The organism is Nocardioides pakistanensis (assembly GCF_054781215.1).
In genome coordinates this window covers 94,625-118,268 of record NZ_BAAGUV010000004.1, presented here as the reverse complement: position 1 = coordinate 118,268, position 23,644 = coordinate 94,625, and the positions used below count along the sequence as shown (strand labels likewise).

The 23,644-nt window shown below is 71.7% G+C and carries 23 protein-coding genes and 1 pseudogene; 7 read left to right on the top strand and 17 right to left on the bottom strand.

The window, feature by feature from the left end; genetic code table 11:
- Positions 1-44: 44 nt before the first annotated feature.
- The 8 genes from ACYVIH_RS01985 to ACYVIH_RS01950 all read right to left on the bottom strand — a co-directional run bounded on the left by ACYVIH_RS01985 (position 45) and on the right by ACYVIH_RS01950 (position 7,851).
- Positions 45-1,223 (bottom strand): zinc-dependent alcohol dehydrogenase, encoded by a 1,179-nt coding sequence (locus tag ACYVIH_RS01985; protein ID WP_460865369.1) that lies wholly within the window; start codon positions 1,221-1,223, stop codon positions 45-47.
- 58 nt (positions 1,224-1,281) lie between these two features.
- The gene (locus ACYVIH_RS01980; protein ID WP_460865368.1) at positions 1,282-1,824 is read right to left on the bottom strand and encodes a YbaK/EbsC family protein; all 543 of its coding nucleotides are present in this window, start codon (positions 1,822-1,824) and stop codon (positions 1,282-1,284) included.
- 179 nt (positions 1,825-2,003) lie between these two features.
- Positions 2,004-3,659 (bottom strand): bifunctional metallophosphatase/5'-nucleotidase, encoded by a 1,656-nt coding sequence (locus tag ACYVIH_RS01975; RefSeq protein ID WP_460865365.1) that lies wholly within the window; start codon positions 3,657-3,659, stop codon positions 2,004-2,006.
- Positions 3,660-3,871: 212 nt separating this feature from the next.
- On the bottom strand, positions 3,872-4,951 hold the full coding sequence (locus tag ACYVIH_RS01970) for a hypothetical protein (protein WP_460865363.1): 1,080 nt from the start codon (positions 4,949-4,951) through the stop codon (positions 3,872-3,874).
- Positions 4,952-5,137: 186 nt separating this feature from the next.
- Positions 5,138-5,551 (bottom strand): DUF2237 family protein, encoded by a 414-nt coding sequence (locus ACYVIH_RS01965; RefSeq protein WP_460865361.1) that lies wholly within the window; start codon positions 5,549-5,551, stop codon positions 5,138-5,140.
- Complete coding sequence (locus ACYVIH_RS01960; RefSeq protein WP_460865359.1) at positions 5,548-6,786, bottom strand: HAMP domain-containing sensor histidine kinase; 1,239 nt, start codon at positions 6,784-6,786, stop codon at positions 5,548-5,550. Before ACYVIH_RS01960 ends, ACYVIH_RS01965 begins: the two co-directional genes overlap by 4 nt.
- Complete coding sequence (locus ACYVIH_RS01955) at positions 6,779-7,477, bottom strand: response regulator transcription factor (RefSeq protein WP_460865356.1); 699 nt, start codon at positions 7,475-7,477, stop codon at positions 6,779-6,781. Before ACYVIH_RS01955 ends, ACYVIH_RS01960 begins: the two co-directional genes overlap by 8 nt.
- 2 nt (positions 7,478-7,479) lie before the next feature.
- Complete coding sequence (locus ACYVIH_RS01950; protein WP_460865355.1) at positions 7,480-7,851, bottom strand: hypothetical protein; 372 nt, start codon at positions 7,849-7,851, stop codon at positions 7,480-7,482.
- A gap of 480 nt (positions 7,852-8,331) precedes the next feature.
- On the opposite strand from ACYVIH_RS01950, the gene ACYVIH_RS01945 reads away from it, so the two are divergent.
- Positions 8,332-9,639, top strand: a complete 1,308-nt coding sequence (locus ACYVIH_RS01945) for a cation:proton antiporter (RefSeq protein ID WP_460865352.1) — start codon at positions 8,332-8,334, stop codon at positions 9,637-9,639.
- A 9-nt stretch (positions 9,640-9,648) separates the two neighbouring features.
- Here the strand turns inward: ACYVIH_RS01945 and ACYVIH_RS01940 are convergent, their stop codons facing one another.
- Entirely contained in the window at positions 9,649-10,146 is a 498-nt protein-coding gene (locus ACYVIH_RS01940; RefSeq protein ID WP_460865350.1) for a VOC family protein, read from the bottom strand.
- Between the two features lie 109 nt (positions 10,147-10,255).
- Here ACYVIH_RS01940 and ACYVIH_RS01935 point away from each other — a divergent pair, with 109 nt between their 5' ends.
- A complete protein-coding gene (locus tag ACYVIH_RS01935; RefSeq protein ID WP_460865349.1) occupies positions 10,256-10,999 on the top strand; it encodes an RDD family protein in 744 nt (247 codons plus the stop codon).
- 103 nt (positions 11,000-11,102) lie between these two features.
- On the opposite strand, the gene ACYVIH_RS01930 is transcribed toward ACYVIH_RS01935, so the two are convergent.
- Complete coding sequence (locus ACYVIH_RS01930; protein WP_460865347.1) at positions 11,103-12,983, bottom strand: DEAD/DEAH box helicase; 1,881 nt, start codon at positions 12,981-12,983, stop codon at positions 11,103-11,105.
- A gap of 148 nt (positions 12,984-13,131) precedes the next feature.
- Here ACYVIH_RS01930 and ACYVIH_RS01925 point away from each other — a divergent pair, with 148 nt between their 5' ends.
- The gene (locus tag ACYVIH_RS01925; protein WP_460865345.1) at positions 13,132-13,290 is read left to right on the top strand and encodes a hypothetical protein; all 159 of its coding nucleotides are present in this window, start codon (positions 13,132-13,134) and stop codon (positions 13,288-13,290) included.
- Between the two features lie 80 nt (positions 13,291-13,370).
- Here ACYVIH_RS01925 and glgX read toward each other — a convergent pair whose 3' ends face one another.
- Positions 13,371-15,509 (bottom strand): glycogen debranching protein GlgX, encoded by a 2,139-nt coding sequence (gene glgX, locus ACYVIH_RS01920; RefSeq protein WP_460865343.1) that lies wholly within the window; start codon positions 15,507-15,509, stop codon positions 13,371-13,373.
- A 95-nt stretch (positions 15,510-15,604) separates the two neighbouring features.
- Complete coding sequence (locus ACYVIH_RS01915) at positions 15,605-16,000, bottom strand: hypothetical protein (protein ID WP_460865339.1); 396 nt, start codon at positions 15,998-16,000, stop codon at positions 15,605-15,607.
- Positions 16,001-16,215: 215 nt separating this feature from the next.
- Here ACYVIH_RS01915 and ACYVIH_RS01910 point away from each other — a divergent pair, with 215 nt between their 5' ends.
- Positions 16,216-16,503, top strand: coding sequence for a YiaA/YiaB family inner membrane protein (locus tag ACYVIH_RS01910; protein ID WP_460865337.1), 288 nt, complete (start codon positions 16,216-16,218; stop codon positions 16,501-16,503).
- A 79-nt stretch (positions 16,504-16,582) separates the two neighbouring features.
- On the opposite strand, the gene ACYVIH_RS01905 is transcribed toward ACYVIH_RS01910, so the two are convergent.
- The 3 genes from ACYVIH_RS01905 to ACYVIH_RS01895 form a co-directional block, all read right to left on the bottom strand.
- On the bottom strand, positions 16,583-17,359 hold the full coding sequence (locus ACYVIH_RS01905; protein WP_460865334.1) for an SGNH/GDSL hydrolase family protein: 777 nt from the start codon (positions 17,357-17,359) through the stop codon (positions 16,583-16,585).
- Between the two features lie 41 nt (positions 17,360-17,400).
- Positions 17,401-18,243 carry a phosphotransferase family protein gene (locus ACYVIH_RS01900; protein ID WP_460865331.1) on the bottom strand — a complete coding sequence of 281 codons (843 nt, stop codon included), beginning with the start codon at positions 18,241-18,243 and terminating at the stop codon, positions 17,401-17,403.
- 205 nt (positions 18,244-18,448) lie between these two features.
- The gene (locus ACYVIH_RS01895; protein ID WP_460865327.1) at positions 18,449-19,510 is read right to left on the bottom strand and encodes a response regulator transcription factor; all 1,062 of its coding nucleotides are present in this window, start codon (positions 19,508-19,510) and stop codon (positions 18,449-18,451) included.
- A 72-nt stretch (positions 19,511-19,582) separates the two neighbouring features.
- On the opposite strand from ACYVIH_RS01895, the gene ACYVIH_RS01890 reads away from it, so the two are divergent.
- From ACYVIH_RS01890 to ACYVIH_RS01880, 3 genes and pseudogenes are all read left to right on the top strand, one after another.
- A complete protein-coding gene (locus ACYVIH_RS01890) occupies positions 19,583-20,095 on the top strand; it encodes a cupin domain-containing protein (RefSeq protein ID WP_460865324.1) in 513 nt (170 codons plus the stop codon).
- A 40-nt stretch (positions 20,096-20,135) separates the two neighbouring features.
- Positions 20,136-21,929: pseudogene (locus ACYVIH_RS01885) on the top strand (aminotransferase class III-fold pyridoxal phosphate-dependent enzyme); the annotation flags it as partial.
- A complete protein-coding gene (locus tag ACYVIH_RS01880; protein ID WP_460865739.1) occupies positions 21,871-22,482 on the top strand; it encodes an aminotransferase class III-fold pyridoxal phosphate-dependent enzyme in 612 nt (203 codons plus the stop codon). The pseudogene ACYVIH_RS01885 and the gene ACYVIH_RS01880, both read left to right, overlap by 59 nt.
- A gap of 102 nt (positions 22,483-22,584) precedes the next feature.
- On the opposite strand, the gene ACYVIH_RS01875 is transcribed toward ACYVIH_RS01880, so the two are convergent.
- Complete coding sequence (locus ACYVIH_RS01875) at positions 22,585-23,016, bottom strand: PIN domain-containing protein (protein WP_460865322.1); 432 nt, start codon at positions 23,014-23,016, stop codon at positions 22,585-22,587.
- Entirely contained in the window at positions 23,013-23,624 is a 612-nt protein-coding gene (locus ACYVIH_RS01870) for a LysE family translocator (protein ID WP_460865318.1), read from the bottom strand. The genes ACYVIH_RS01875 and ACYVIH_RS01870 overlap by 4 nt, the downstream gene beginning before the upstream one ends.
- Positions 23,625-23,644 lie beyond the last annotated feature (20 nt).

Here is a 23,644-nt window from a genome sequence, read left to right as displayed (position 1 = left end):
GTTTGTCCCGGAGGGACTCCGTGGAAATGCGGTCGTAGCGACGATCAGGGCTTGAAGACCACCTTGATCATGTCGTCTTCCTTCTTCTGGAAGGTCTCGTAGGCCTGCGGCGCCTCCGACAGCGGCAGCCGGTGGGTGGCGAACTGCTCCACCCCGAGCGGGTCGTCGTCGGTGAGCAGCGGCATCAGGTCTTGCGTCCACTTCTTGACGTTGGCCTGGCCCATCCGCAGCTGGATCTGCTTGTCGAACATGGTCAGCATCGGCAGCGGGTCGGTCTGGCCGCCGTACACGCCGACGACCGAGAGCGTGCCGCCACGCCGCACCGCGTCGATCGCGGTGTAGAGCGCGGCCATCCGGTCCACGCCGGCCTTCTGCATCAGCGGCGCGGACACCGCCTTGGGCATGAAACCGACCATCCGCTGCATCAGCGAGGCCGCCGGCGATCCGTGCGCCTCCATGCCCACCGCGTCGATCACCGCGTCGGCACCCCGGCCGCCAGTCATCGAACGCACCGCGTCGCCGACGTCGTCGACCGCGTTCATGTCGATCACGTCGGCACCGCGCGCCTTGACCCGGGCGAGCCGCTCGGGGACCAGGTCGACGCCGATCACCCGGAGGCCGTGGTGCATCCCGATCCGGGCGGACATGTCGCCGATCGGGCCGAGACCGAGCACGAGCAGGGTGCCGCCCTCGGGAGTGTCGGCGTACTCCACGGCCTGCCAGGCGGTGGGCAGCACGTCGGAGAGGAACAGGAACCGCTCGTCGGCGGGACCTTCGGGGACCTTGATCGGCAGGAAGTTCGCGAACGGCACGCGCATGTACTCCGCCTGCCCGCCGGGGACCTGGCCGTAGAGCTTGCTGTAGCCGAAGAACGAGGCGCCGGTGCCGTACTCGCGGTTCTGCGTCGTCTCGCACTGGCTGTAGAGCTGCTGGTCGCACATCCAGCACGAGCCGCAGCACACGTTGAACGGCACCACGACCCGGTCTCCCACCGCGAGGTCCGTCACGCCGGAGCCGACCTCCTCGACCACCCCCATCGGCTCGTGGCCGACGATGTCGCCCGGGGTCATGAACGGGCCGAGCGTCTCGTACAGGTGCAGGTCGGAGCCGCAGAGGCCGGTCGAGGTGACCTTGATGATCGCGTCGTCCGCCTCCTGGATCTTCGGGTCCGGGACGTCCTCGACGCGCATGTCGCGTCGTCCGTGCCAGGTCACTGCCTTCATGCTCCACCTCCGAGATCGGGTACGGCGTCTGGGTATCCGTCCGGCCGCGGAGCAAACGTCAGACGCCGAGTCCCTGGACGATCTCGACCCCGGGCAGCGCGGCGAGGTCACGCCCGGCGAGCAGCAACTTCGACCGGCGCACCCCGCTGCCGATGATCGCGACGTCGATGTCGGCGACCGCGGCGTCGACGAGCACCCGCCAGCCGTCGGGCAGCCCGACCGGGGTGATCCCGCCGTACTCCATCGACGTCTCGGCCACCGCGCGGTCGGTCGGCAGGAACGATGCCTTGCGCACGTCGAGCATCCGCTTCACGAGGTTGTTGACGTCGGCGCGGGTGTCGGCGGTGACGACGCACGCGGCGATCCGCTCCTCGCCGGCGCGACGGCCGGCGACGACGACGCAGTTCGCGCTGGCCGCGAGCGGGAGGTCGTAGGCCTCGGTGAGCGCCGCGGTGTCCGCGAGGGCGGGGTCGATCTCGGCGACGGCGACCCGGTCCGCGTGGGGCCACGAGGCGAGCGCGCCGGCGACGGGCTCGGCGAGGAGGTCGGGTCGGTCCAGCGCCGGGACGCCGTGCAGGGATCCGAGGGAGGGAACGGGCATGGGCCCAGCCTAGGGAGGGGTGCTTCGGCTCAGCCCGGTGCCGGTGCCCGCCGCACCTCGCCGACGGCGGTCGCCGCCGTACTTCCCGGGGAAGAACCGACACTCCCCGTGGCCGTCGAGCCACGGGGAGTGTCAGTTCTCCTGCCTACCTTGGTGAACGGCTGGTCAGGGCCGAGCGGTCACGGGACCTCGGTGACCCGGTCGGTGCCAGGGGGCGAGAGCGGGCCCTCGCTCTTGAAGTAGGCGATCAGCGCGTCGAGGTCCATCATGCCGCCGACGTGCTTGTCGGAGCTGATCTGGTTGAAGACCGTGAACCCGTCGCCGCCGCCGGCGATGAAGCTGTTCACGGTGACCTGGTAGGTCGTGTTCATCTGGATCGGCTCACCGTTCAGCTCCAGGTCCGAGACCTGGATGCCGAGGCAGGCCCGCGGGTTGGCCGGGTCGACCTCACGCGTGTCGGTGTAGGTGAAGCCCTCGGACACGCCGAGCTGGAACTGCCGCTCGGCGTTGCACTGCTGCTCGAGCATCGTCTTGATCTGCGCGCCGGTCATCGGCAGCGTGACCAGGATGTTGTTGAACGGCTGCACGTTGTAGGCCTCGGCGTAGGTGATCACGCCGTCGCTGCCCTCGAGGAAGTCCGCGCGGACACCGCCCGGGTTCATGAACGCCATCTGCGCGCCGTTCTCCTGCGTCGCCCACAGCTGGGCGTCGGCGATCAGGTTGCTCGCGTTGGACTCCGCGCCGCGGTCCTCGCCACCCTCGGCGTCGGTGGCGCGGGTGATGTCGGCGGTGACCTTGCCGATCTCCTCGTTGCCGACCTTGTCGCCGAGAGCGCCCCACTTGTTCAGGATCCGGGTCTGCGCACGGACCGGCTTCACGTCCTGGGTGACGACGTGGTTGGTGGCCCGGACCGAGCGACGGAACACGTCGCCGGTGCGCGGGCTGATCTTGAAGTCGATCTCGGTGATGATCCGGCCGTAGGACATCGCGCTGGTGACCAGGCGCTTCTTGCCCGACGGGTCCTTGATCTTGCAGTTGTAGGCCTGGTGGGTGTGGCCGGTGATGACCATGTCGATGGCCGGCTTGAGCTTCTTGGCGATGTCGACCACGGGGCCGGAGATGCCCTCGCAGGAGTTGTAGCCGCCGCTCTGCTCACCGCCCTCGTGGAGGAGTACGACGATCGCCTCGATGCCCTTGGCCCGGATCTGCGGCACCAGCTTGTTCGCGGTGCGGACCTCGTCCTGGAAGCTCCAGCCCTTGATGCCGGACTGGGCGACCAGGCTGTCGGTGCCCTCCAGGGTCATCCCGATGAACGCGATCCGCTCGCCGCCGACGCGACGGACGGCGTAGGGGCGCAGCGCGGTGTTGCCGGTCTTGTCGTTGGTGACGTTGGCGGCCAGCCACGGGAAGTCAGCGCCGGCGTACTTCTCGCCCTCGAAGTAGCAGCCGTCGACCGGGTGGCACCCGCCGCGCTGCATCCGGCGCAGCTCGCGCACGCCCTCGTCGAACTCGTGGTTGCCCACGCCCGAGACGTCGAGGCCCATCGCGTTGAGCGCCTCGACCGAGGGCTCGTCGTGGAACAGGCCGGAGAGGAAGGTGGAACCGCCGATCAGGTCGCCGGCGGCGACGGTGAGGCTGTTGGCGTTCCCGCGGCGGAGGTCGGCCAGGTGGCGGGCGAGGTACTGCGCGCCACCGGCCGGGGTCTCGTCGACCTCTCCGGGCGTGTCGGCGGCCAGGTGGCCGTGGAAGTCGTTGAACGACAGCAGCTGCACCGGCACCGGGGCCTGCCGGGCGGGCCGGTCGGGCGGGCCGGTCGGCCGTGGCTGCCGAGTCACCGGTGGCTGCCGAGGCGCCGGTGGTGAGGCCGGCAATGGAGGCCGCGATCGCGACCGTGACGCCCGCGGCGGCCAGCCGGCGGAGACGTCGTGGGGCTGAGGTTGTGCGCATGAGACTCCTCGAGGGAATGAACGGGCGAAGTCAACGTACGACTTCTTGCGGCTATATGACAGATACATCGCAAAACCGCCCGCTGCGTGTCACGCCTCGATCATGCGCCTTCGGCCGGACCCTGGCTCTCCCGGACATCTTCCGCCTCGTCTGCGGCGACCTCCCGGCGCAGCCGAAGACCGAGCAACGAGGCTCCCAGGAGGGTCACGCCCGCGACCAGGAGGACGCCGGCGGTGCCCAGCGAGCCCTCGGTCCAGTCGAGCAGCGCCTCGGGGACCGCGAGGGTCACGCCCACCACTCCGACCGCCAGGTAGGGCCAGCTGCGGCGGCCGACGTACATCGCGAAGCCCGCCGCGGCGACCAGCAGCGTCAGCAGGTAGCCCACCCAGGCGCTGTCGGAGCCCACCGGGATCTGGGCGCCGACCACGACGAACACCGAGCCCACGATCCGGGCCGGCACCGGCTCCCGCCAGACGGCCCGCTCGGCGAGCACCAGCCACACCAGACCGATGGCCAGGTAGGCCAGGCCCAGCGGGATCGGGTCCACGGCGCCGCCCGCGTCGAGTGCCGACGGTGCGACGAACGCGAGGCCGACGGCGACACCGAACTGGCCGACGACCGACGGTGCCAGCAGGTAGCCGGCCAGCGCGACGGCTGCCATCACCGCTCCCCCGCTCAGCGGGACCAGCCAGCCGCGGTCGAAGTCCCGGTCCGGGCCGGCGAGCAGGTCGTCGGTCCACACCATCACCGCGGCCGCGGCCGCCGCGGCACCGCCGGTGAGCAGCACGCCGGCCAGACGCCGGCGGACCGCGGCCAGCCCGGCACGCATCGCAGCCAGGCCGTCACCGGCCAGCGCGGTCGCGACTCCCGCGCCGAGGAGGACGACCGCGACGCCGGCCAGGAGGCCGACCTGCTGGCCGGCGGAGAGGTCCAGCCACTGGTCGGCGACGAAAAGGGCCCCCGCCGCGAGGACCAGCGCACCGCCGACGTACCCGGCGAGCTCCGCGAGGCGGCGCTTGAGCGGCGCCTCCTCGGCGTGCTCCCCCGCGAGGACGCCGTCGACCACCGCGACCGCCTCCGCCCGGCGTGCCGGGTCGAGCAGGCCGCGGGTCTCGAGTGCGGCCACGACGGGCATCGTCTGCCGGTCGTGGGCCCTGCGTGGTGCCACCTGTGCGCTCATGGATGTCCTCCTGCCGGTGACGACCCGCTCGGCTCGTCACCGTGATCGTCTCGCGGCGGCGACCGCCGGGACAGAGCATTCGTACTCATCTCCGGCGGCGTGTCGGCCGGTGGTCGAGGAGGGAGCGCCCCGGTGGTCGAGGAGGGAGCGGAGCGACCGTCTCGAGACCTCGGCACGCCTGGTGGGTCAGAGCAGCGAGCCGGCGTCGGGAGGTACGTCGACCGCGTGCTCCTGCAGGTAGCCGAACGGCACGGCGTCGAGAGCCCGCTCGTGGGTGGAGGCGAGCACGACCGGGGCGGCGGCGCCGTCGTGGTAGGCCTGCAGCCAGCGGACCGCGACGACGCACCAGCGGTCCCCTGGCGTGAGCCCCGGGAAGCCCCACTCCGGGCGCGGGGTGACCAGGTCGTTGCCGACGGCGAGCTGGTGGTCGAGGAACTCCCGGGTGACCACCGCGCAGACCGTGTGCAGGCCGGCGTCCTCCGGGCCGGTGCGGCAGGTGCCGTCGCGGTAGAACCCGGTGACCGGGTCGACGCCGCACGGCTCGAGCGGGCCGCCGAGGACGTTCAGCTCCGGCGGCTCCTTGCCCCCGCCCGCGGTCACGACGCGACCGCCTCGCTGCGCGGCCGGGGCAGCACCAGGCTGAACGTGGTGTGCTCGGCGTCGGACAGCCGCAGCTGGCCACCGAGCCCCTCCGCGATCTCGGTCGCCTTCGCGAGTCCACCGGCGCCGCGGGCGATCGGGTGCTTCATGCCCCGCGCGGCCGCCTCGCGCGTCCCCTCGTCGGTCACCCGCACCTCGACGTAGGCGGGCGCCTCCACGACGTCGACGCTGATCCGGCCGGTGCCGTGCGTGACCGCGTTGCCGATGAGGACGTCCATGATCTGCATGACCGAGCCGGCCGGCATCCGGACCCGCACCACCGAGGTGCAGTCGGCGTCGAGGTCCCGACTCGGGGCCAGGTTGCGCCAGCGGGCGACCGTGTCACGGAGCAGCGCCGCCAGGTCGATGTCGACCCGGGTGCCCTCGCGGCTCGCCCGGGAGGCGTCGAGCATCTCGGCGACGGCGTCGCTGAGCCGGTCGAGCTGCCCGAGCGCCCCGGAGAGCCGGGACAGGACCTCGGGCGTGGCACCGGGGTCGAGGGCGGCCTCCTCGATCTCCAGCCGGGCGGCGGTGATCGGGGTGCGCAGCTCGTGGGAGGCGTGCGCGGCGAAGTCGCGCTCGCGCCGCACCAGCACGTCGAGGTCGCGGGCGCTGGCCTTGAGGGCCCGGGCCACGGCGTCGGCCTCCGGCACTCGGGAGCGCGGCACGTCCACCTCGAAGTCACCGCGTCCGATCTGCCCTGCGGCGTCGGCCAGCTCGCCGAACGGCCGGGCCAGCCGGCGCGAGAGCCAGAGCGCGGTCAGCGCCGCCGCCAGGATCAGTCCGAGGGCGACCATGACCAGCGGGAGCAGCGCGTCGGCGACCCGGTCGTCGACCACGTCGGTGTCGCGGGACAGGGTGAGCGTGCCGCCGCCGGCCACCGGCCGGGTGGTGCTCAGGCTGAGGTCGTGCTCCTCGTCGTCGGGCCCCGAGTGTCGCTCAGCCTCGTAGCGGGTGCCGTCGGGTGCTACGTAGACGAGGTGCTCACCGTCGTACAGCACGCTCTCGAGCACCGACTCGCGCACCTCGCCCTCCTCGGCACCCAGGAAGGCGGCGATGGTCTCCGCCGAGCGCTCGACCTTGCGCTCCTCCTCGGCCCGGATCAGGTTCGAGGTTGAGTAGAGACGCTCGACGAGGAACACCGCCACGACCGCGAGGGTGAGCGAGACGAGCGCGATGACGAGGCGGTCACGCATCAGGAGGGCCGTCCTCGAGCCGGAAGCCCACGCCGCGGACGGTCACCACCCTCGCCGGCGCCTCACTCTCCTCGAGCTTCTGCCGCAGCCGGCCGACGGTCACGTCGAGGGTCTTGGTGGAGCCGTACCAGTTGCTGTCCCACACCTCGTCCATCAGCCGGTCGCGGGTCACCACGGCGCCGCGGTCCTCGCTGAGCAGGGCGAGCACGTCGAACTCCTTGGTGGTCAGTGCGACCTCGTTGTCACCGACCCAGACCCGCCGCGCGTGCGTGTCGATGCGCAGCCCGGGCTCGGCGGCGGCCGGCTCGTCGGGAGCGGCGGTGTGGTTGCCGCTGCGGCGCAGCAGGGCCCGGGTGCGCGCGAGCAGCTCGGCGAGGCCGAACGGCTTGGACATGTAGTCGTCAGCGCCGACGTCGAGGCCGACCACGCGGTCGAGCTCGCCCCCGCGGGCGGTCAGGATCAGCACGCCGCCGTCGTACCCGCCGGCGCGGACCTGGCGGCACACCTCGAGGCCGTCGATGTCGGGCAGCCCGAGGTCGAGGATCATCAGGTCGACTCCCCCGCCGAGAGCCTTCTCCACCGCGACGCCACCCTCGGCGACCCGCTCGACCTCGTAGCCTTCACGACCGAGGGTGCGGACCAGGGGCATCGCGATTCCTTCGTCGTCCTCGACGATGAGCACCGTTGCCATGGTCATAGAGCATAGGGCTGGTCAGGCGTCGGCTCGGGCTGTCGACGTAGGCCGTCGACGGTGAGGAACACCAGGACCAGGGCGGCACATCCCGCGGTGAGCCAGCCCTCCGCGACACCGAGCCCGTCGAGATTCTGGGTGCCCGGCAGGCCGAGCGAGGCCTGGACGAGCTGGCCGAGCACCGTGGCCCCGGCGGCGAGGCCGGCGATGGTGCGCGCAACCAGCGTGACCCTGCTCCACAGGGCCAGCCCGGCCGAGATCGCCACGACCGCGGCAGCGGCGTCGAGGACCGCCACGTAGAAGGCTGCGTCCGCCAGTGCGGGAAGCACGAAGAGGAGGACCGCGCCGAGAAGCAACGAAGCGGCCGCGGCCACTCGGGAACACCCCGAGGGCGCGGCCTCGTCGCGGGCGCCTGACACGAACCCGGCGGTCGTCACCGGTTGCCCCCGACCATGAAGGCCTGGGAGGAGGGGCTGGGTGAGACCTGCCGGACGCTGTCGTCGTGCTGTTGGGAGGTCAGCACGATGCGTCCGGTCGAGTTCATGTCAGGCACCTACGTCTTGTTGCCAGCAGGGCCGCCTCCCGCCCTTGGACGGCCCTGCTGGTCTTACTTCCATCTCCCCCCGGAGCTTGTGCGTACAACGCTACGTTCGTCCCCGACACGTCGGGGCAACGCGTGTTCCACACCTGCGCCACACTTGGGTAACAGTGGGCCGGCTCACCCGCCCACCTCGTGCGGACCTCGTTGAGGGGCCTGCGTCGGGGTACGACGGGCGGGCGACCGCCCGGCTCCCGCGAGGCGGCGGCCCACCGACCCCGAGGAGTCTCGTGCACCGATCCCAGCCTGGACCGCGATGAGCGCCGACGTCGTCTACCTCCTCGCCGGCGCCGCGCTGCTCCTCGCGGTGGTCCTGCCCACGGCGCTGAGCCGGGCCGCGATCTCCGCGCCGATCGTGCTGCTGCTGGTCGGTGCGCTGATGGGCCTGCTGCCGTGGGGCGACGCGGACGTCACCCCGATGGGAAACCTGGCGTTCGTCGAGCACCTCACCGAGTTCACCGTGATCATCGCGCTGATGGGTGTCGGACTGGCACTGGACCGCCCCCTCGACCCGCGCGACTTCTCGAGCTGGCGCAAGTGGAGTGCGGCCTGGCGGCTCCTGGGCATCGCGATGCCGCTGAGCATCGCGGCCGTCGCGCTGGTCGGCTGGTGGATGGTCGGCCTGGCCCCGGCCGCGGCGCTGCTGCTCGGCGCGGTGCTGGCCCCGACCGACCCCGTGCTCGCCTCCGATGTCCAGGTGGAGGGACCCACCCCCGCCGACTCCGTGGAGGACCACGACGAGATCGATGAGAGCGACGAGGTCCGTTTCGCGCTCACCTCCGAGGCGGGCCTCAACGACGGGCTGGCGTTCCCGTTCGTCTACGCAGCGATCTTCCTCGCCTCGCTCGGCCCGGTCACCGAGTGGGGGCTGCGCTGGCTGGGCTGGGAGCTGGTCGGCAAGGTGGCCGTCGGTGTGCTGCTCGGGATCGCAGTGGGCTGGCTGCTGGCCAAGGCGGCGTTCCGGGCCCCGGCCCGCTCGCTCCGGCTCGCCGAGACCGGTGAGCCGCTGCTCGCGCTGGCCGCCGTGCTGCTGTCCTACGGGGTCGCCGAGACCCTGGGCGGGTACGGGTTCCTGGCGGTCTTCGCGTGCGCGATGACGTTGCGCTCCGCGGAGCGGGGACACGAGTACCACGCGCACATGCACGACGTCGTCGAGCGGCTCGAACGGCTGCTGACCCTCGTCGTGCTGCTGCTGCTCGGGGTGGCGATGACCAACGGCATCCTGCGGAACCTGACCTGGGAGGCGGTGGCGCTCGCCGTGCTCCTGGTGCTGGTGATCCGACCGCTGGCGAGCCTGGTCTCGATGGGGTTCCGGCGCTCGACCTGCCGGATCGGCGACCATGTGCTCACCGCGCCGGAGCGGCTGGCGATCTCGTTCTTCGGCGTGCGCGGCGTGGGGTCGCTGTACTACCTGGCCTACGCCACCGGCCATGCCGACTTCGGCGACCACCAGCTGCTGTGGTCGACCGTGGCCTTCACGATCGCGCTCTCCGTGCTGGTGCACGGGGTGAGCGCCACCCCGGCGATGCGGTGGCTGGAGCGGTCGCGCGATCAGGTCGGCTGACCCGGCTCGTCACAGCACGTGGTCGCCGTACATCTCTCCGAGCGGGTCGGCGATCAGCTCGATCCGGGCGCCGTCGGGGTCGGTGAAGTAGACCGAGACGCCGCTGTGGACGACGTACTCGACGCCGACCTGGTCGAAGCGGTCCACGATCTCCTGCCAGCGCGCGGGATCCACCGAGATCGCCACGTGGTGGAGGCCGCCGAGCACCTCGGCGTAGGGGCCGAGGTCGAGGCCGGGGAAGTCGAAGAAGGCCAGCAGGTTCTCGTGGCCGATGTCGAAGAAGAAGTGCGACGAGCCGGGGTAGTCGCGGTTCTCGATCAGCTCGGTCAGCGGGAAGCCGAGCAGCCCCTGGTAGAACTCGATGGTCCGCTCCACGTCGCTGCTGATCAGCGCAGTGTGGTGCAGGCCGCGCCCGGTCGACGCGGGCCGGTCACCGGCGGGACGCAGGTGGGCGTCCCTCAGTCGCTGCCGCTCGGCCGTCAGTGACTCCACGTCTGGTGCGCTCATCGGTCCATCATGCAAAGGACATGGGCTGATCCGCCAACCGGGGTTACGAGACATCCAGTCCGCGGGTCACTACCGTCGACAGCGAGGACTCCTTCGAGGAAGGCTGACGATGAGCGACCCGACACAGAACCCGCCGCCTGACGACAGCGGACAGAACCCGCCACCCCCGCCACCCGGCGCGGGCCAGGGTGGGTACCCGCCGCCCCCTCCGGGTCAGGGCGGGTACAACCCACCACCGCCCGGCGGGGGCGACTACGGCACCGGTGCCCCACCGCCGCCTCCCCCGCCCGGGGGCTGGCAGCAGCCGGGGTCGATGCCGCCGCCGGTGCAGGGCTACAACACCGGCATCGGGCAGCCGGCCGAGCTGCTGCCCCGGTTCCTCGCGCGGCTGATCGACTTCATCCTGGTCGGCATCGTGAACGGCGTCCTGGTCAGCGTCTTCGTGATCGGCTCGCTGATGGACGGTGACGTCGACTCCTTCGGCACCTGGGGGATGAACAACGGCTCGGCCTGGGCGGCCGGGGCGGTGTCCTCCATCCTCAGCACCGCGATCACGCTGGGGTACTTCACGTTCATGGAGCACAACCGCGGCCAGACGGTCGGCAAGATGCTGCTCAAGCTCGAGACCCGGGGTCCCGACGGTGGCCGGCCGACGATGGAGCAGGCGGTCAAGCGCAACGCGTTCACCGCGATCGGCCTGCTCGGGATCATCCCGGTCATCGGCTTCATCTCCGGGCTGCTCAGCCTGGTGGCGGTGATCATGATCGCGGTGACGATCAACAACAACAGCGTCACCCGCCGCGGCTGGCACGACGACTTCGCCGGCGGCACGCAGGTGGTGAAGGTCGGCTAGCTCCCCGCCTGGGAGTCTACCACGTGAACATGGGAAACCGGGACTTGGCACGGTCCACGCACCGTGCCAAGTCCCGGTTCTTCGTGCCAAGCAGGACCGGCGGTCAGTCCCGCGGCTTCTTGGTGCGCGGCTTCTTCTTCCCCGCCGAGTCGAACCCGTCGGCGGACTGGCCCTTGCGGTGCGGCTTCTTCTCGTACGGCTTCTTGGCGTAGGGCTTCTTCTCGAACCCCTTCTTCTCGTACGACGCTCGCGTCGGCGCCCCATCGGCCGGAGACAGCTCGATCAGCTTGCCGGAGATCCGCGTGCGCTCCAGGGCGGCGAACGTCTCGGCCGGCAGGTCGGCCGGCAGCTCGACGATCGAGTGGTCACCCCGGATGTCGATGTGGCCGAAGTCGTCGCGGCCCAGACCGCCCTCGTTGGCGATCGCGCCGACGATCTGGCGCGGCTCGACCCGGTGCCGCTTGCCCACGGCGATCCGGTAGGCGGCGTACTCCTTGTCGCTGCGTCCGCGGCGCGGCTTCTCGCGGCGCTCCGGGCGACCGCCCTCGGCGGCGTCACGGCGCCGGCCCTTCTCGTGGTCCCACGCGCCGCGCTTGTCCTCGCGCTTGCCGTCGAACACCCGCTGCGGCTCCGGCGCCTGCTCCATCAGCAGCGGCTGGCCGTCCTGGGCCATGATCGCCAGCGCCGAGGCGATGTCGGCCGCGGGCACGTCGTGCTCGAGCTCGTAGGCGTCGACCAGCTCCCGGTAGAGCGCCAGCTTGTCCGAGGCGAGCGCCTCGGTGATCGCGTCGTTGAAGCGGGCGACCCGGGTGACGTTGACGTCCTCCACGCTGGGCAGCGGGGTCTGGGTCAGCGGCTGCCGGGTGGCCTTCTCGATCGCCTTGAGCAGGTGGCGCTCGCGCGGGGTGACGAACGACAGCGCGTCACCGGTGCGCCCGGCCCGACCGGTGCGCCCGATCCGGTGCACGTAGGACTCGGTGTCGGTGGGGATGTCGTAGTTCACGACGTGGCTGATCCGCTCCACGTCGAGGCCGCGCGCGGCCACGTCGGTGGCGACCAGGATGTCGAGCCGGCCGTCGCGCAGCTGGTTGATCGTCCGCTCGCGCTGGGCCTGCGCGACGTCACCGTTGATCGCGGCCGCGGAGAAGCCTCTGGCGCGCAGCCGCTCGGCGAGCACCTCGGTGGCCTGCTTGGTGCGGACGAAGATGATCATCCCCTCGAAGTTCTCCACCTCGAGGATCCGGGTGAGCGCGTCGAGCTTCTGCTGGTGCGCGACGGTGAAGTAGCGCTGGGTGATGTTCGCCGCGGTCGTGGTCTTGTTCTTGACCGTGATCTCGACCGGGTCGGTGAGGTACTTCTTGGAGATCCGCCGGATCTGCGCCGGCATCGTCGCGGAGAACAGCGCGACGTGCTTGTCCGCCGGGGTGTCGGCGAGGATCGTCTCGACGTCCTCGGCGAAGCCCATCTTGAGCATCTCGTCGGCCTCGTCGAGGACCAGGAAGCGCAGCTCGGACAGGTCGAGGGTGCCCTTCTCCAGGTGGTCCATGATCCGGCCCGGGGTGCCCACGACGACGTGCACGCCGCGGCGCAACGCCGACAGCTGGACGCCGTACGCCTGACCGCCGTACACCGGCAGCACGTGCAGGCCGGGGATGTGCGCGGCGTACCGCTCGAACGCCTCCGACACCTGGAGCGCGAGCTCCCGGGTCGGGGCGAGCACGAGTGCCTGCGGCGTCTTCTGCTTCAGGTCGAGCTGGGACAGGATCGGCACCGCGAACGCCGCGGTCTTGCCGGTGCCGGTCTGCGCGAGGCCGACGACGTGCCGGCCCTCGAGCAGGGCCGGGATGGTTGCGGCCTGGATCGGCGACGGCGACTCGTAGCCGACGTCGTCGAGGGCGCGCAGCACGCGCTTGTCGAGGCCGAGGTCGGCGAAGGTGGGGGTCTGGTCCGGCGCGCCGGTCTCGGCGTCGTCAGGGGAAGGCATCCCCCCAGGGTAGCCGTGTGCGCGCCGTCACCCCGGGCCGCGCGGGTCTCGACAGGCTCGACCGCCGGATGCTCGACCGCCGATGCTCGACCGCCAGCTGAGTACGCGCACGGATGTGCACGGGGCCAGGTACGCCGAGCATGGGATCGTGCCGTGGTTCCCCGTGATGCTCTGCCTGCTTCCCGTGCTGGTGCCCGCCGCCCGGGTGGCCGGGGTCCGCAGCTGGCGCGACGCGGTCGTCGTGGCCGCGTCGGCTGCCTTCCTGCTCGCGCTGCTCGTCGAGCGGGTCACCACCCGAGCCACGTGACCCCCGGCGTGAAGCCCTGCGTGCCCGGCGTGATGCCCGGCCTGATGCCCCGCGTGATGCCCCCCGCCATCCGCCGGCGGTCAGCCCCGGGCGACACCGCCGAGCGGCCGGCGGAGCACGACGATCGAGCGGCCCGTCACGGGGAACTCGTCGCCGGGCTGGAAGACCGGCGCGTCGTCGAACACCGAGACGATCCCGATCTGGTCGTCACTGGTGTCGAGCGCGACGATCCAGCCGTCGTCGTACAGCCCCTCGGGGATGGTGAACGAGATCGTCTCGTGGAAGGCGTTGAACGCGACCAGGAACGAGTCCCCGACCACCGGCTCGCCGCGCGGGTCCGGCTCCGGGATCGCCTCACCGTTGAGGAAGACCATCATCGACAGCGCGTGGCTCTCGTTCCAGTCGGTGTCGGTCATCCGCGCGCCGGTGCTGTTGTACCAGCCGATCTCGGGCCGGCCGTGTTCGTCGGTGCCCGCCCCGGGGAAGCGGCGACGCCGGAACACCGGCTGCTCGTGGCGCAGCGCGACCACCCGGCGAGCGAAGGCGAGCAGGTCCTCCTCGGCCTCGACGAGGTCCCAGTCGACCCAGGCCAGCTCGTTGTCCTGGCAGTAGACGTTGTTGTTGCCCTGCTGCGACCGGCCGAGCTCGTCGCCGTGGGCGATCATCGGCACGCCCTGTGACAGCAGCAACGTGGTGAGGAAGTTGCGCTGCTGGCGTGCGCGCAGGGCGAGGACCTCGGGGTCGTCGGTGTCGCCCTCGACGCCGCAGTTCCAGGACCGGTTGTGGCTCTCCCCGTCGGCGCCGCCCTCGCCGTTGTCCTCGTTGTGCTTCTCGTTGTAGGACACCAGGTCGCGCAGCGTGAAGCCGTCGTGGGCGGTGATGAAGTTGACCGAGGCGATCGGCTTGCGCCCGGAGTGCTCGTAGAGGTCGGCCGAGCCGGTGATCCGCGACGCGAACTCGCCCAGGGTCGACGGCTCGCCGCGCCAGAAGTCGCGGACGGTGTCGCGGTACTTGCCGTTCCACTCGGTCCACAGCGGCGGGAAGTTGCCGACCTGGTAGCCGCCGTCCCCGACGTCCCACGGCTCGGCGATCAGCTTCACCTGGCTGACCACCGGGTCCTGCTGGACCAGGTCGAAGAACGCCGAGAGCCGGTCGACCTCGTGGAACTGCCGGGCCAGCGAGGAGGCGAGGTCGAAGCGGAAGCCGTCGACGTGCATCTCGGTGACCCAGTAGCGCAGCGAGTCCATGATCAGCTGCAGCACGTGCGGGTGTCGCATCAAGAGGCTGTTGCCGGTGCCGGTGGTGTCGAAGTAGAAGGACTTGTCCTCGTCGACGAGCCGGTAGTAGCTGTTGTTGTCGATCCCCCGGAAGCACAGCGTGGGGCCCTGGTGGTTGCCCTCGGCGGTGTGGTTGTAGACCACGTCGAGGATCACCTCGATGTCCGCCTCGTGCAGCGCCTTGACCATGGCCTTGAACTCCTGCACCTGCTGCCCACGCTGGCCTGTGGAGGAGTAGGCGTTGTGCGGGGCGAAGAAGCCGATGGTGTTGTAGCCCCAGTAGTTCGACAGCCCCTTGTCGAGCAGGTGCGCGTCCTGGACGTACTGGTGCACCGGCATCAGCTCGATCGCGGTGACCCCGAGCGTCTTGAGGTGCTCGATCATGGCCGGGTGCGCGATCGCGGCGTACGTGCCTCGGATGTCCTCGGGGATGCCCGGGTGGGTCTGGGTCAGCCCCTTGACGTGGGCCTCGTAGATCACCGACTCGTGGTACTCGTGGTCGGGGTGCCGGTCGTTGCCCCAGTCGAAGAACGGGTTGACCACGACCGAGAGCATCGTGTGCCCGAGGCTGTCGGTGTCGTTGAAGGCGTCGGGGTCCTCGAACCGGTAGGAGAACAACGACTCGTCGCCGTCGATCTGCCCCTCCACCGCCTTCGCGTAGGGGTCGAGCAGCAGCTTCGCCGGGTTGCACCGGTGGCCGTTCGCCGGGTCGTAGGGCCCGTGCACCCGGTAGCCGTAACGCTGTCCGGGCTGTACGCCGGGCAGGTAGACGTGATGCACGAACCCGTCGGTCTCCACCATGTCGACCCGGGTCTCGGCCCCGTCGTCCCCGATCAGGCACAGCTCGACGCGCTCGGCGACCTCGGTGAACAGCGCGAAGTTCACCCCGGAGCCGTCGTAGGTCGCGCCGAGGGGGTAGGAACGGCCGGGCCAGATCTGCATGCAGTGCTCCTCGGGAAGGGGTGGTGCTGGGACGACAGTAGCCACCCGTACCCCGCCGCGGCGATCGTGTGCGCGCCGCGCTGCAGTGAACTGCGTCAGTCGGCGGTCAGCCAGCCGGCCACGTCGCGGAACGCGAGCCGGAAGCCCTCCTGGTGCGCCTGCGCAGCGTGGTTGACCCGGTCCTCGGTCGGCGTCTGTGCCAGCCGGTTCACCAGCAGGTGGTAGGCACGAGCGCGGCGGTCGTCGTACGGCGTGTCCTGCATCGCGTGGTCGTTGAGTCGGTAGTCGACGGTCTTGTAGCAGTCGAGCCGGCCCTCGAGCTCGGCGAGCCGCAGCGCCGCTCGGGTGAGGCCGGTGCCGATGTCCTTGCCGCCGGTCTCGGCCAGCACCTCGCTGATCTCGGCACGGACGTCCTCGATGTCCTTGCGGGTGTCCTCCATCAGCGCGCTGAGGTCAGCGGCGACGGATTCCTCGGTGATCGGCTTGGCCACGGTCTCTCCTGGTCACGACGGTTGCCCGAAGCCTAGTGCTCGGCCCCCCGCAAATCCGGCGAAACCCCACGGGGTAACCGATTCGGGACCAAAGGCCCACCGCAGCCGCCGACGCCGCAGAGGGAGCGGGCCGTGAGGGCTGAGTGATGTGCCGGTGCCGAAATTGAGTATCCGCACGGAGGGCGACTGTCCCGCGCAACCGGCAGGCTCGGGGCATGACCACAGCACCTGCCTCCAAGACCACCACCGCCTTCTACATCCAGTCGGTGATCGCCTTCGCCGCCGCGCTGACCGCGGTCACGTTCGGGATCTGGTTCCTGCCCGTCGACGGGTGGATCCGCGCCTTCCTCGTCGTCGGCTCGCTGTTCCTGGTGACCTCGACGTTCACGCTCGCCAAGGTGATCCGCGACCAGCAGGAGACCGCGGCCGTGACCGCGCGCATCGACCAGGCCCGGATGGAGAAGATGCTCGCCGAGCACGACCCGTTCGCGCCGGCCGTCTGAGCCGCCGACGGCCTGCCACCCATGCCCCTCGTGTGGTCCAGCGAGCACCAGGGCGTCCGCGGAGCCTCACGACCTGTGTTCAGGGCTCGATCGGCGCCAGCCCGGGCCGCTTCGGGGTGACCCCGTCGCCGGAGGAGGTGCCGGTCAGCCGGCGCTTGATCCACGGCGCTGCGAAGCCCCGGGCCCAGTCGTACGCCGCCCGCCGCTCCTCGGCCTTGCTCAGCACCGGGTGCTCGGGCAGGTCGATCGGCACCAGGTCGTGGGGGACGCCGAGGGTGTCCAGCACCTCGATCGCCATCCGCTGGTGGCCGGCCGGGGACATGTGCATCCGATCGGGGTCCCACAGCCGCTGGTCGCGGTACTCGGTGAGCCGCCAGAAGTCGACGATCGTCGCCTCGTGCCGGTCGGCGATCTCGCGCACGAGCTCGTTGTAGATCGCCACCCGACCGCGCAGGCGGCCGAAGACCGGCGCCCAGCCGAGGTCGAACCCGGTCCACATCAACACCCGGGCGCCGGTCGCGGAGAGCTTGCCGATCGCCTCGTCGTAGCGCTCGGCCAGGGCGTCGAGGTCCACGCTCGGACGGAGCAGGTCGTTGCCGCCGGCGTAGATGGTGACCAGGTCCGGCTGCAGCGCGACGGCCGGCTCGAGCTGCTCGTCGAGGATCGGTCGGAGCAGCCGACCGCGGATGGCCAGGTTGGCGTAGCCGAAGTCCGGCGCATGCCGCGCCAGCACCTCGGCGACCCGGTCCGACCAGCCCCGCAGGCCGTTCGGCCGGTGCGGGTCCGGGTCCCCGACCCCTTCGGTGAACGAGTCACCGAGAGCGACGTACCGGGTGAAGACGGGGCTGCTGGTCATGGCCTCATGCTGTCACGCTGGTTGAAACCGCACGCACCCGGTCAGGTCGCCAGCGCGTCCGCGATCATCCGGTGCCCCTGCGCCTCGAACCCCTCGTCGCCGACCCGGTAGGCCCACACCGCCGTGCCGATCGCCTCCCGGATCCGCGTCCGGCGCCACGCCTCCGGCTCCCGCGGATCGTGACCGTAGCCCTCGACGAAGGCACGCTCGAGGTGGGGCCGGCCGCGGAACTGCTGGGCGGCCAGGCGCGCGAAGTCCGTGTACGCCGGCCGCCAGTCCGCGCGGCCAAGGTCGATGACGCGTACGGCGCCCTCGTGCACCAGCCAGTTGCGGGGCTGCCAGTCGCCGTGGGTGGGAACGACCGTCGCGGGCACCCGGTCACCGCCCGCCAGCGCCTCGCGCAGCCGCGCCACCGTCTCGGGAGCGATCCGGTGCGGCTCGTCGAACCAGGCCAGGGCTCGCGCGTCGGCGGTGGCCTCGTAGTCCGGCTCGCTGCGCGACGCCTGGGAGTGCAGGGCGGCCAGCAGGGCACCGGCCTGCCGGTAGGTGTCCGCCACCCCCTCCGCCGGGTCGCCCTCCACCAGGGTTCCGGGCAGGTACTCCGTGGCGAGCAGGCGCAGGTCGCGGTCGGCGTGGAGCAGTCGCGCGGCGCCGCCGACCTGCAGCAACGGCGCGGTGAAGCACTCGTGACCGGTGATCTCCCTGCCGATGTGGTGGTTGCTCGGGCCACCGGCCTTGACCACCACGTCGTGTCCGTCGTGGCGCAGGTGCAGCACCGCCGTGTCCGTCTGACCCCAGCTGAGGTCCTCGACCAGCTCGGCGCCGGGGAACCAGCCGTCGACGACGCCGGCCTGGGTGGGCGTCAGTCCGGGGCGGTGGGTCACGGCGTGAGGATAGTGCCGGCGCTCCGGCTGCACGATCGGATGCCGAGCTCGAGATGCGTCTGCTCGGTGACCGGGTGTCTCGTCGTACCGCCTGGCGGATCAGGTGGACCCGCCCTGGCCACGGTGGACGCCGCCCTGGCCGGCAAGGCTCACCCGCTCGTCGCGGTCGTCCCGGTCGAGGCGGTGTGCGCCTGAGCCGCCCGCTTCAGTCCTCGTGCACGACGCTCGCCGTCGTCAGGAACCGGTCGAGGTACCGGTCGGCGAACACCCGCGAGACGACCTCGGCGCGACTCCGCACCCCCAGCTTCGTGCGCACCGACCGCACGTGGTCGTGCGCGGTGTGCGCGGAGATGGTCAGCTCCCGGGCGATCTCGGCGTCCGAGAGCCCGCGGCACAGCAGCCGGGTCACCTCGACCTCGCGGGCGGTGAGCCCAGCTCCGGCCACGAGGGCACCGAGCAGGTCCGCCGGGCTCGGGGTCGTGAGCACCACGGCCGTCCGCGACTCGCTCAGCGCGGTGCCGTGCGCAGTCACCCAGCGCCCGTCGCGTGTGCCCAGGACCACGGAGAAGCGAGAGTCGCGCCGGCTGAGCGCCAGCAGGTGGTCGAGGGGGCGGTACTCCTGCGTCCCCGGCTCGTCGATCTCGCGCAACAGGGCGCGCACCTCGGATCCGGCCTCCACCACCGCGCCGTCCTCGATCACCAGCGCGCCGTGGACGGCCTGGGACGGCCCCGGACCGACCAGCGAGCGGAGCACGGCGTCGCGCATCGCGGCACCGACCAGGTCGGCCACCGCGTCCAAAGCCCGTTCGTGCTCCTTGGTGAACGGCGCCGACCCGCGCCGACGCCACAGCGACATCCCCGCCCATGCGACTCCGGCGTCCCGGCACACCACACGAAGCTCGTCGTCGTACCCGAACGGCTCGAGGACCGCCGTACGGAAGTCCTCGTCGGCCCCGGCCAGCGCCGAAGCGCCCGCACCGTCCCGCGCGAGGCGCCGGAAGGCGCGCGGCCTCCCGTCGTCGAGCTCGCTGGCGAAGAACGGGTGGCAGGAGGGTGCCGGCAGCCGGTCGACCGCGCCAGTGGTGAACAGCCCGGTGTCCGGATCCATCAGCACCAGGGCGCCCCCATCCGCGCCGAGCGCCGGGCCGAGCACCTCGAGCAGGCGCGCCGCGAGGGCCGGCGGGCTGGCCGGCCCGGCCTCGGTGACAACGCTGCGGACAGCCCGCACCACACGTTCGGCGGACCGGGCCACCGCGTCGGTGGACATGCTCGCCAGCGTAGACGCAATCCCACCAACCGGGGATGGTCCTGGTCAGCCTCACTGCCCCACGCTCGGGACATGACCACTCTCACCGGAGTCGAGCCCGCGTACGTCGATGCGACCCGCGCGCCGGTCCTCGACCACCTGAGCCTCCTGTGCCGCACCCTGCTGACGGGGGACTCGACCGGCGGCACGTTCAGCCTCGTCGAGGAGCGCGGCCGGATCGGCTGCATGACACCTCGCCACATCCACGCCCGCGAGGCGGAGACCTTCGTGGTGCTCGACGGCGCCCTCGAGGGGTGGTGCGAGGGCGACCTGCAGCTGGTCGAGGCCGGCGACGTGCTGCACCTGCCGCCGGGCCGGGAGCATGCCTACCGGGTCGCCTCGGCGGAGGCGCACTTCTACAACCTGATCACTCCGGCGGGCTTCGAGTCGTTCTTCACCGCCACCGGAGTGCCCTCGGACCAGCCGTTCCACGGGGAGCTGCCGTTGCCGGGGCCGATCGCACCCGAGGCCGTCGCCGCCCTGCAGGAGGTGCTCACGCCACTGGGTTGCACGATCACCGGGCCGCCGCCGTTCCCGGTCGGCTGAGTTCCGGATCTCGCTGCCCGGCACGGTCCACAATGTCGGGGTGAGCGCGCCATCACCGGACCCCTTCGGGGCGGCAGACCCGTCGAGGGCGGCAGACCCGTCGAGGACGCCTGACCCGTTGCGGGTGCCGGCCCCTGACGTCGACCCAGACGACCTCCGGACGGCGCTGCGCCGGCACTGGGGCCTCGAGGGCGAGCTGACTCCGCTCCACGGGGAACGCGACCGCAACTTCCGCGTCGACACCTCGGGCGGCCGGTACCTGCTCAAGGTGCACAACCCCGCCGACGACGAGACCGTCCTGAACCTCCAGGCCGCAGCTCTGCACCACCTCCACGGCGTGGCGCCGGACCTCCCCGTGCCCACCCTGGTGCCGACACGGGAAGGGAGCTCGTGGGTTGCGCTGACCGCGCAGGACGGACGTACGTCACTGGCCTGGGTGATGACCTGGCTGGAGGGCAGGCACCCGCGGGCGGACGAGATGAGCCCCGCGCAGCTGCGCGAGTGGGGGCGGACCGTTGCGCGGGTGGGCAGGGCGCTGCGCGGCTTCATCCACCCGGCCGCGGCCCAGCCGATCCTGTGGGACGTGCGCCGCCTCTCTGAGTTGCGCGCCTGGCTCCCCGCGGTCAGCGCGGAGAGACGCCCGGCGGTCGAGGCGGTGCTCGACCGGTTCGAGGTCCACGTCGCCCCCACCCTGCCGCGACTCCGGGCGCAGGTGGTCCACAACGACCTGGCCCCCACCAACGTGCTCGTCGACGAGGGTGGCACCCTCACCGGGATCACCGACTTCGGTGACATGGCCCACACGGCGCTGGTGTGTGACCTCGCGGTCTCGGTCGCCGACCTGCTCAGCGGCCACCCCGAGTCGCTGGACCGGGCGAGGGAGGTGGTCGCTGGGTATGAGTCCGTGACGCCGCTGGAGCCGGAGGAACGCCGCCTGCTGCCAGACCTCGTCGCCGCCCGGTACGCCGCGACGGTTCTGATCACCGCCTGGCGAACCCAGGAACACGGATGGGCTCCGCCGATCGACGCCGACGCCGTGCAGATGCTCGAGGCCCTGGCCGCAGCCGGCCCGGGCCCGTGGGCGTACGGCGGTCGACCGGGTGCTGCTAACCGCAGCCCCAGCGACACACCACTGCCGTACACCCGCCGGTCCACCGCCGACCTGGAGCGCGCACGGGCACGCTCCTTCGGCCGGCAGGAGCTCAGCTACCGCCGACCACTGCACCTGGTCTCGGGCGAGGGCGTCTTCCTGCACGCCGCCGACGGTCGCCGCTACCTCGACGCCTACAACAATGTCCCGGTCCTCGGGCACTCCCACCCGGCGGTGGTCGAGGCGGTCGCCGCGCAGCTGGCGACGCTGAACACCAACAGCCGGTACCTGCAGGACGCACCCGTCACCCTCGCCGAGCGGCTGCTGGCGACCGTGCCGGACCGGTTCGACCGGGTCCTGCTGGTCAACTCCGGCAGCGAGGCCAACGACCTGGCCTGGCGGATCGCCTGTCACGCGACCGGGGCGACCGGCGGGATCGCCACGAGGTGGGCCTACCACGGGATCACCGCCGCGACGATGCCGTTCTCCCCGGAGAGCTGGGGCGACCTTCCGGCGCCTGCTCACATGCGGCTGGTCGACCCGCCACCTGCGCCGGGTTCGGTGGCGGAGGCGGTCGCCGGCCTGGCCGAGTCCGGGCACCGGGTCGCGGCGATGCTCGTCGACGGCGTCTTCACCAGCGACGGGATCCTCGGTCCCGCTCACGACTGGACCGCGGAGGCTGCCGATGCGGTTCACGCGGGAGGTGGCCTCTACGTCGCGGACGAGGTGCAGGCCGGCCACGGTCGCACGGGCGCGTCGCTGTGGAGCTTCGTGGCCGGCGACGTACCGGCCGGACCTGGTCACCCTCGGCAAGCCGATGGGCAACGGGTACCCGGTCGCGGCGGTGATCGGACCGGCGGAGCTGATCGACCCGTTCGTCGCCGAGACCGACTACTTCAGCACCTTCGGCGGCAGCACCGCGGCCTGTGCCGCGGCGCTGGCGGTCCTGCGCGTGATCGAGGACGAACAGCTGGTGAGCCGGGCGGCCGACGTCGGTGCCCGGCTGTTCACGTCCCTGCGGGAGGCGACGGCGGACCGGTCGGAGGTGGCCGACGTGCGCGGCTGGGGACTGGCGCTGGCGGTCGACCTCGTCGAGCCCTCGACCGGAGAGCCGGACGCCGCGCGCGCCCAGTCGGTGGTCGAGGGGATGCGCGAGCGCGGCGTCCTGGTCGGCCGCACCGGCCGGCACCGCGCGACGCTGAAGATCCGCCCGCCGCTGGTCTTCGGTGAGGAGCACGTCGGCCTGCTCGTCGACGCACTGGCGGACGCGCTGAGAGATGCGTCGGTGACCGACTGACGACTGGCCCGACGGCCTGTTCCTCAAGGCGTCGAGGCTCCCGCCGGCGACCCTCCCCGCCCCGTGGGACCGGCCTCGTCCGCGGCCTCTGGCTCCAGCGCCTCAGGTCCGCTCGAGGAGCCACGAGGGACCCAGGCTGGTGCCGCCGGCAACCGTGACACGTTCTCTCAGGGCTCTGTCCGCGGTGACCACCGTGACCTCGTCGGCCCGCTCGTTCCGAGCGAGAACCTCGGCGACGATCGCGTCATCCCCGGACCCTGCAGCGTGGACGGTCTGCACCCCGCCGTCCTCACCGGCTGGTACGCCGGCCCTGGCTGCGCCTTCGAGGACCAGCACGACGGTGTCGAACCCGAGGTCCGCCTGGATGAGTGCGTCATGCAGCCGCGCCGCGGCGCCGGCCCGATCCCGCCACCACCCGTCGGCCCGGCTGCCGACCACGTTGGCGCCGTCCACGACGAGCACCCGCCGCCCGTCGCCCCGGTCGCCCCGGTCGCCCCGGTCGCCCCGGTCGCCCCGGTCGTCTTCCAGGCTCACGCGTGGTCCGTGGCCAGGCGGATCGCGAAGCCGACCAGCACGACGCCGGTGAGCCGGTCCAGTGCGCGGCGTACCCTCGGCCGTTCGAAGACTGCACGCGCGCGGGTCAGGGCGTAGCTGAATCCCGCGAACCAGGTGACCGTCAGCAGTGCATGGATGCCGACCAACACCGCCATCGACCACGGGGCCGGCACCGCAGCCGGCGCGAGCGTGGGCAGGAGCGCGGTGTAGAAGATGGCGATCTTGGGGTTCAGCAGGTTCGTCGAGAGCCCGGTCAGGAACGGCCTGTCGCGCCGCGGGATCGGGTTCTCGACGTCCGCCTCCCGGTCTCGGGCTGCGAGCGCCTGGACACCGAGGAACAGCAGGTACACCACCCCCGCCACCTTCACGACGAGGTAGGCCGTGGGCGCGGAGGCCAGCAGCGCGGTGAGGCCGAGCACGGCCAGCGCGCCCCACACCAGGAGTCCCGAGGCCACGCCGAGGGCTGTCCGCAGCCCGTCGCCGAACCCGCCCACCAGCGCGCGCCGGGTCACCACGGCCAGGTCGGGTCCGGGGACGACGGTGAGCAACGCGAGCACCGCTGCCGCCGCCGAGAGCTGAAACAACACGAGCACAGTCTCTCCCTCTC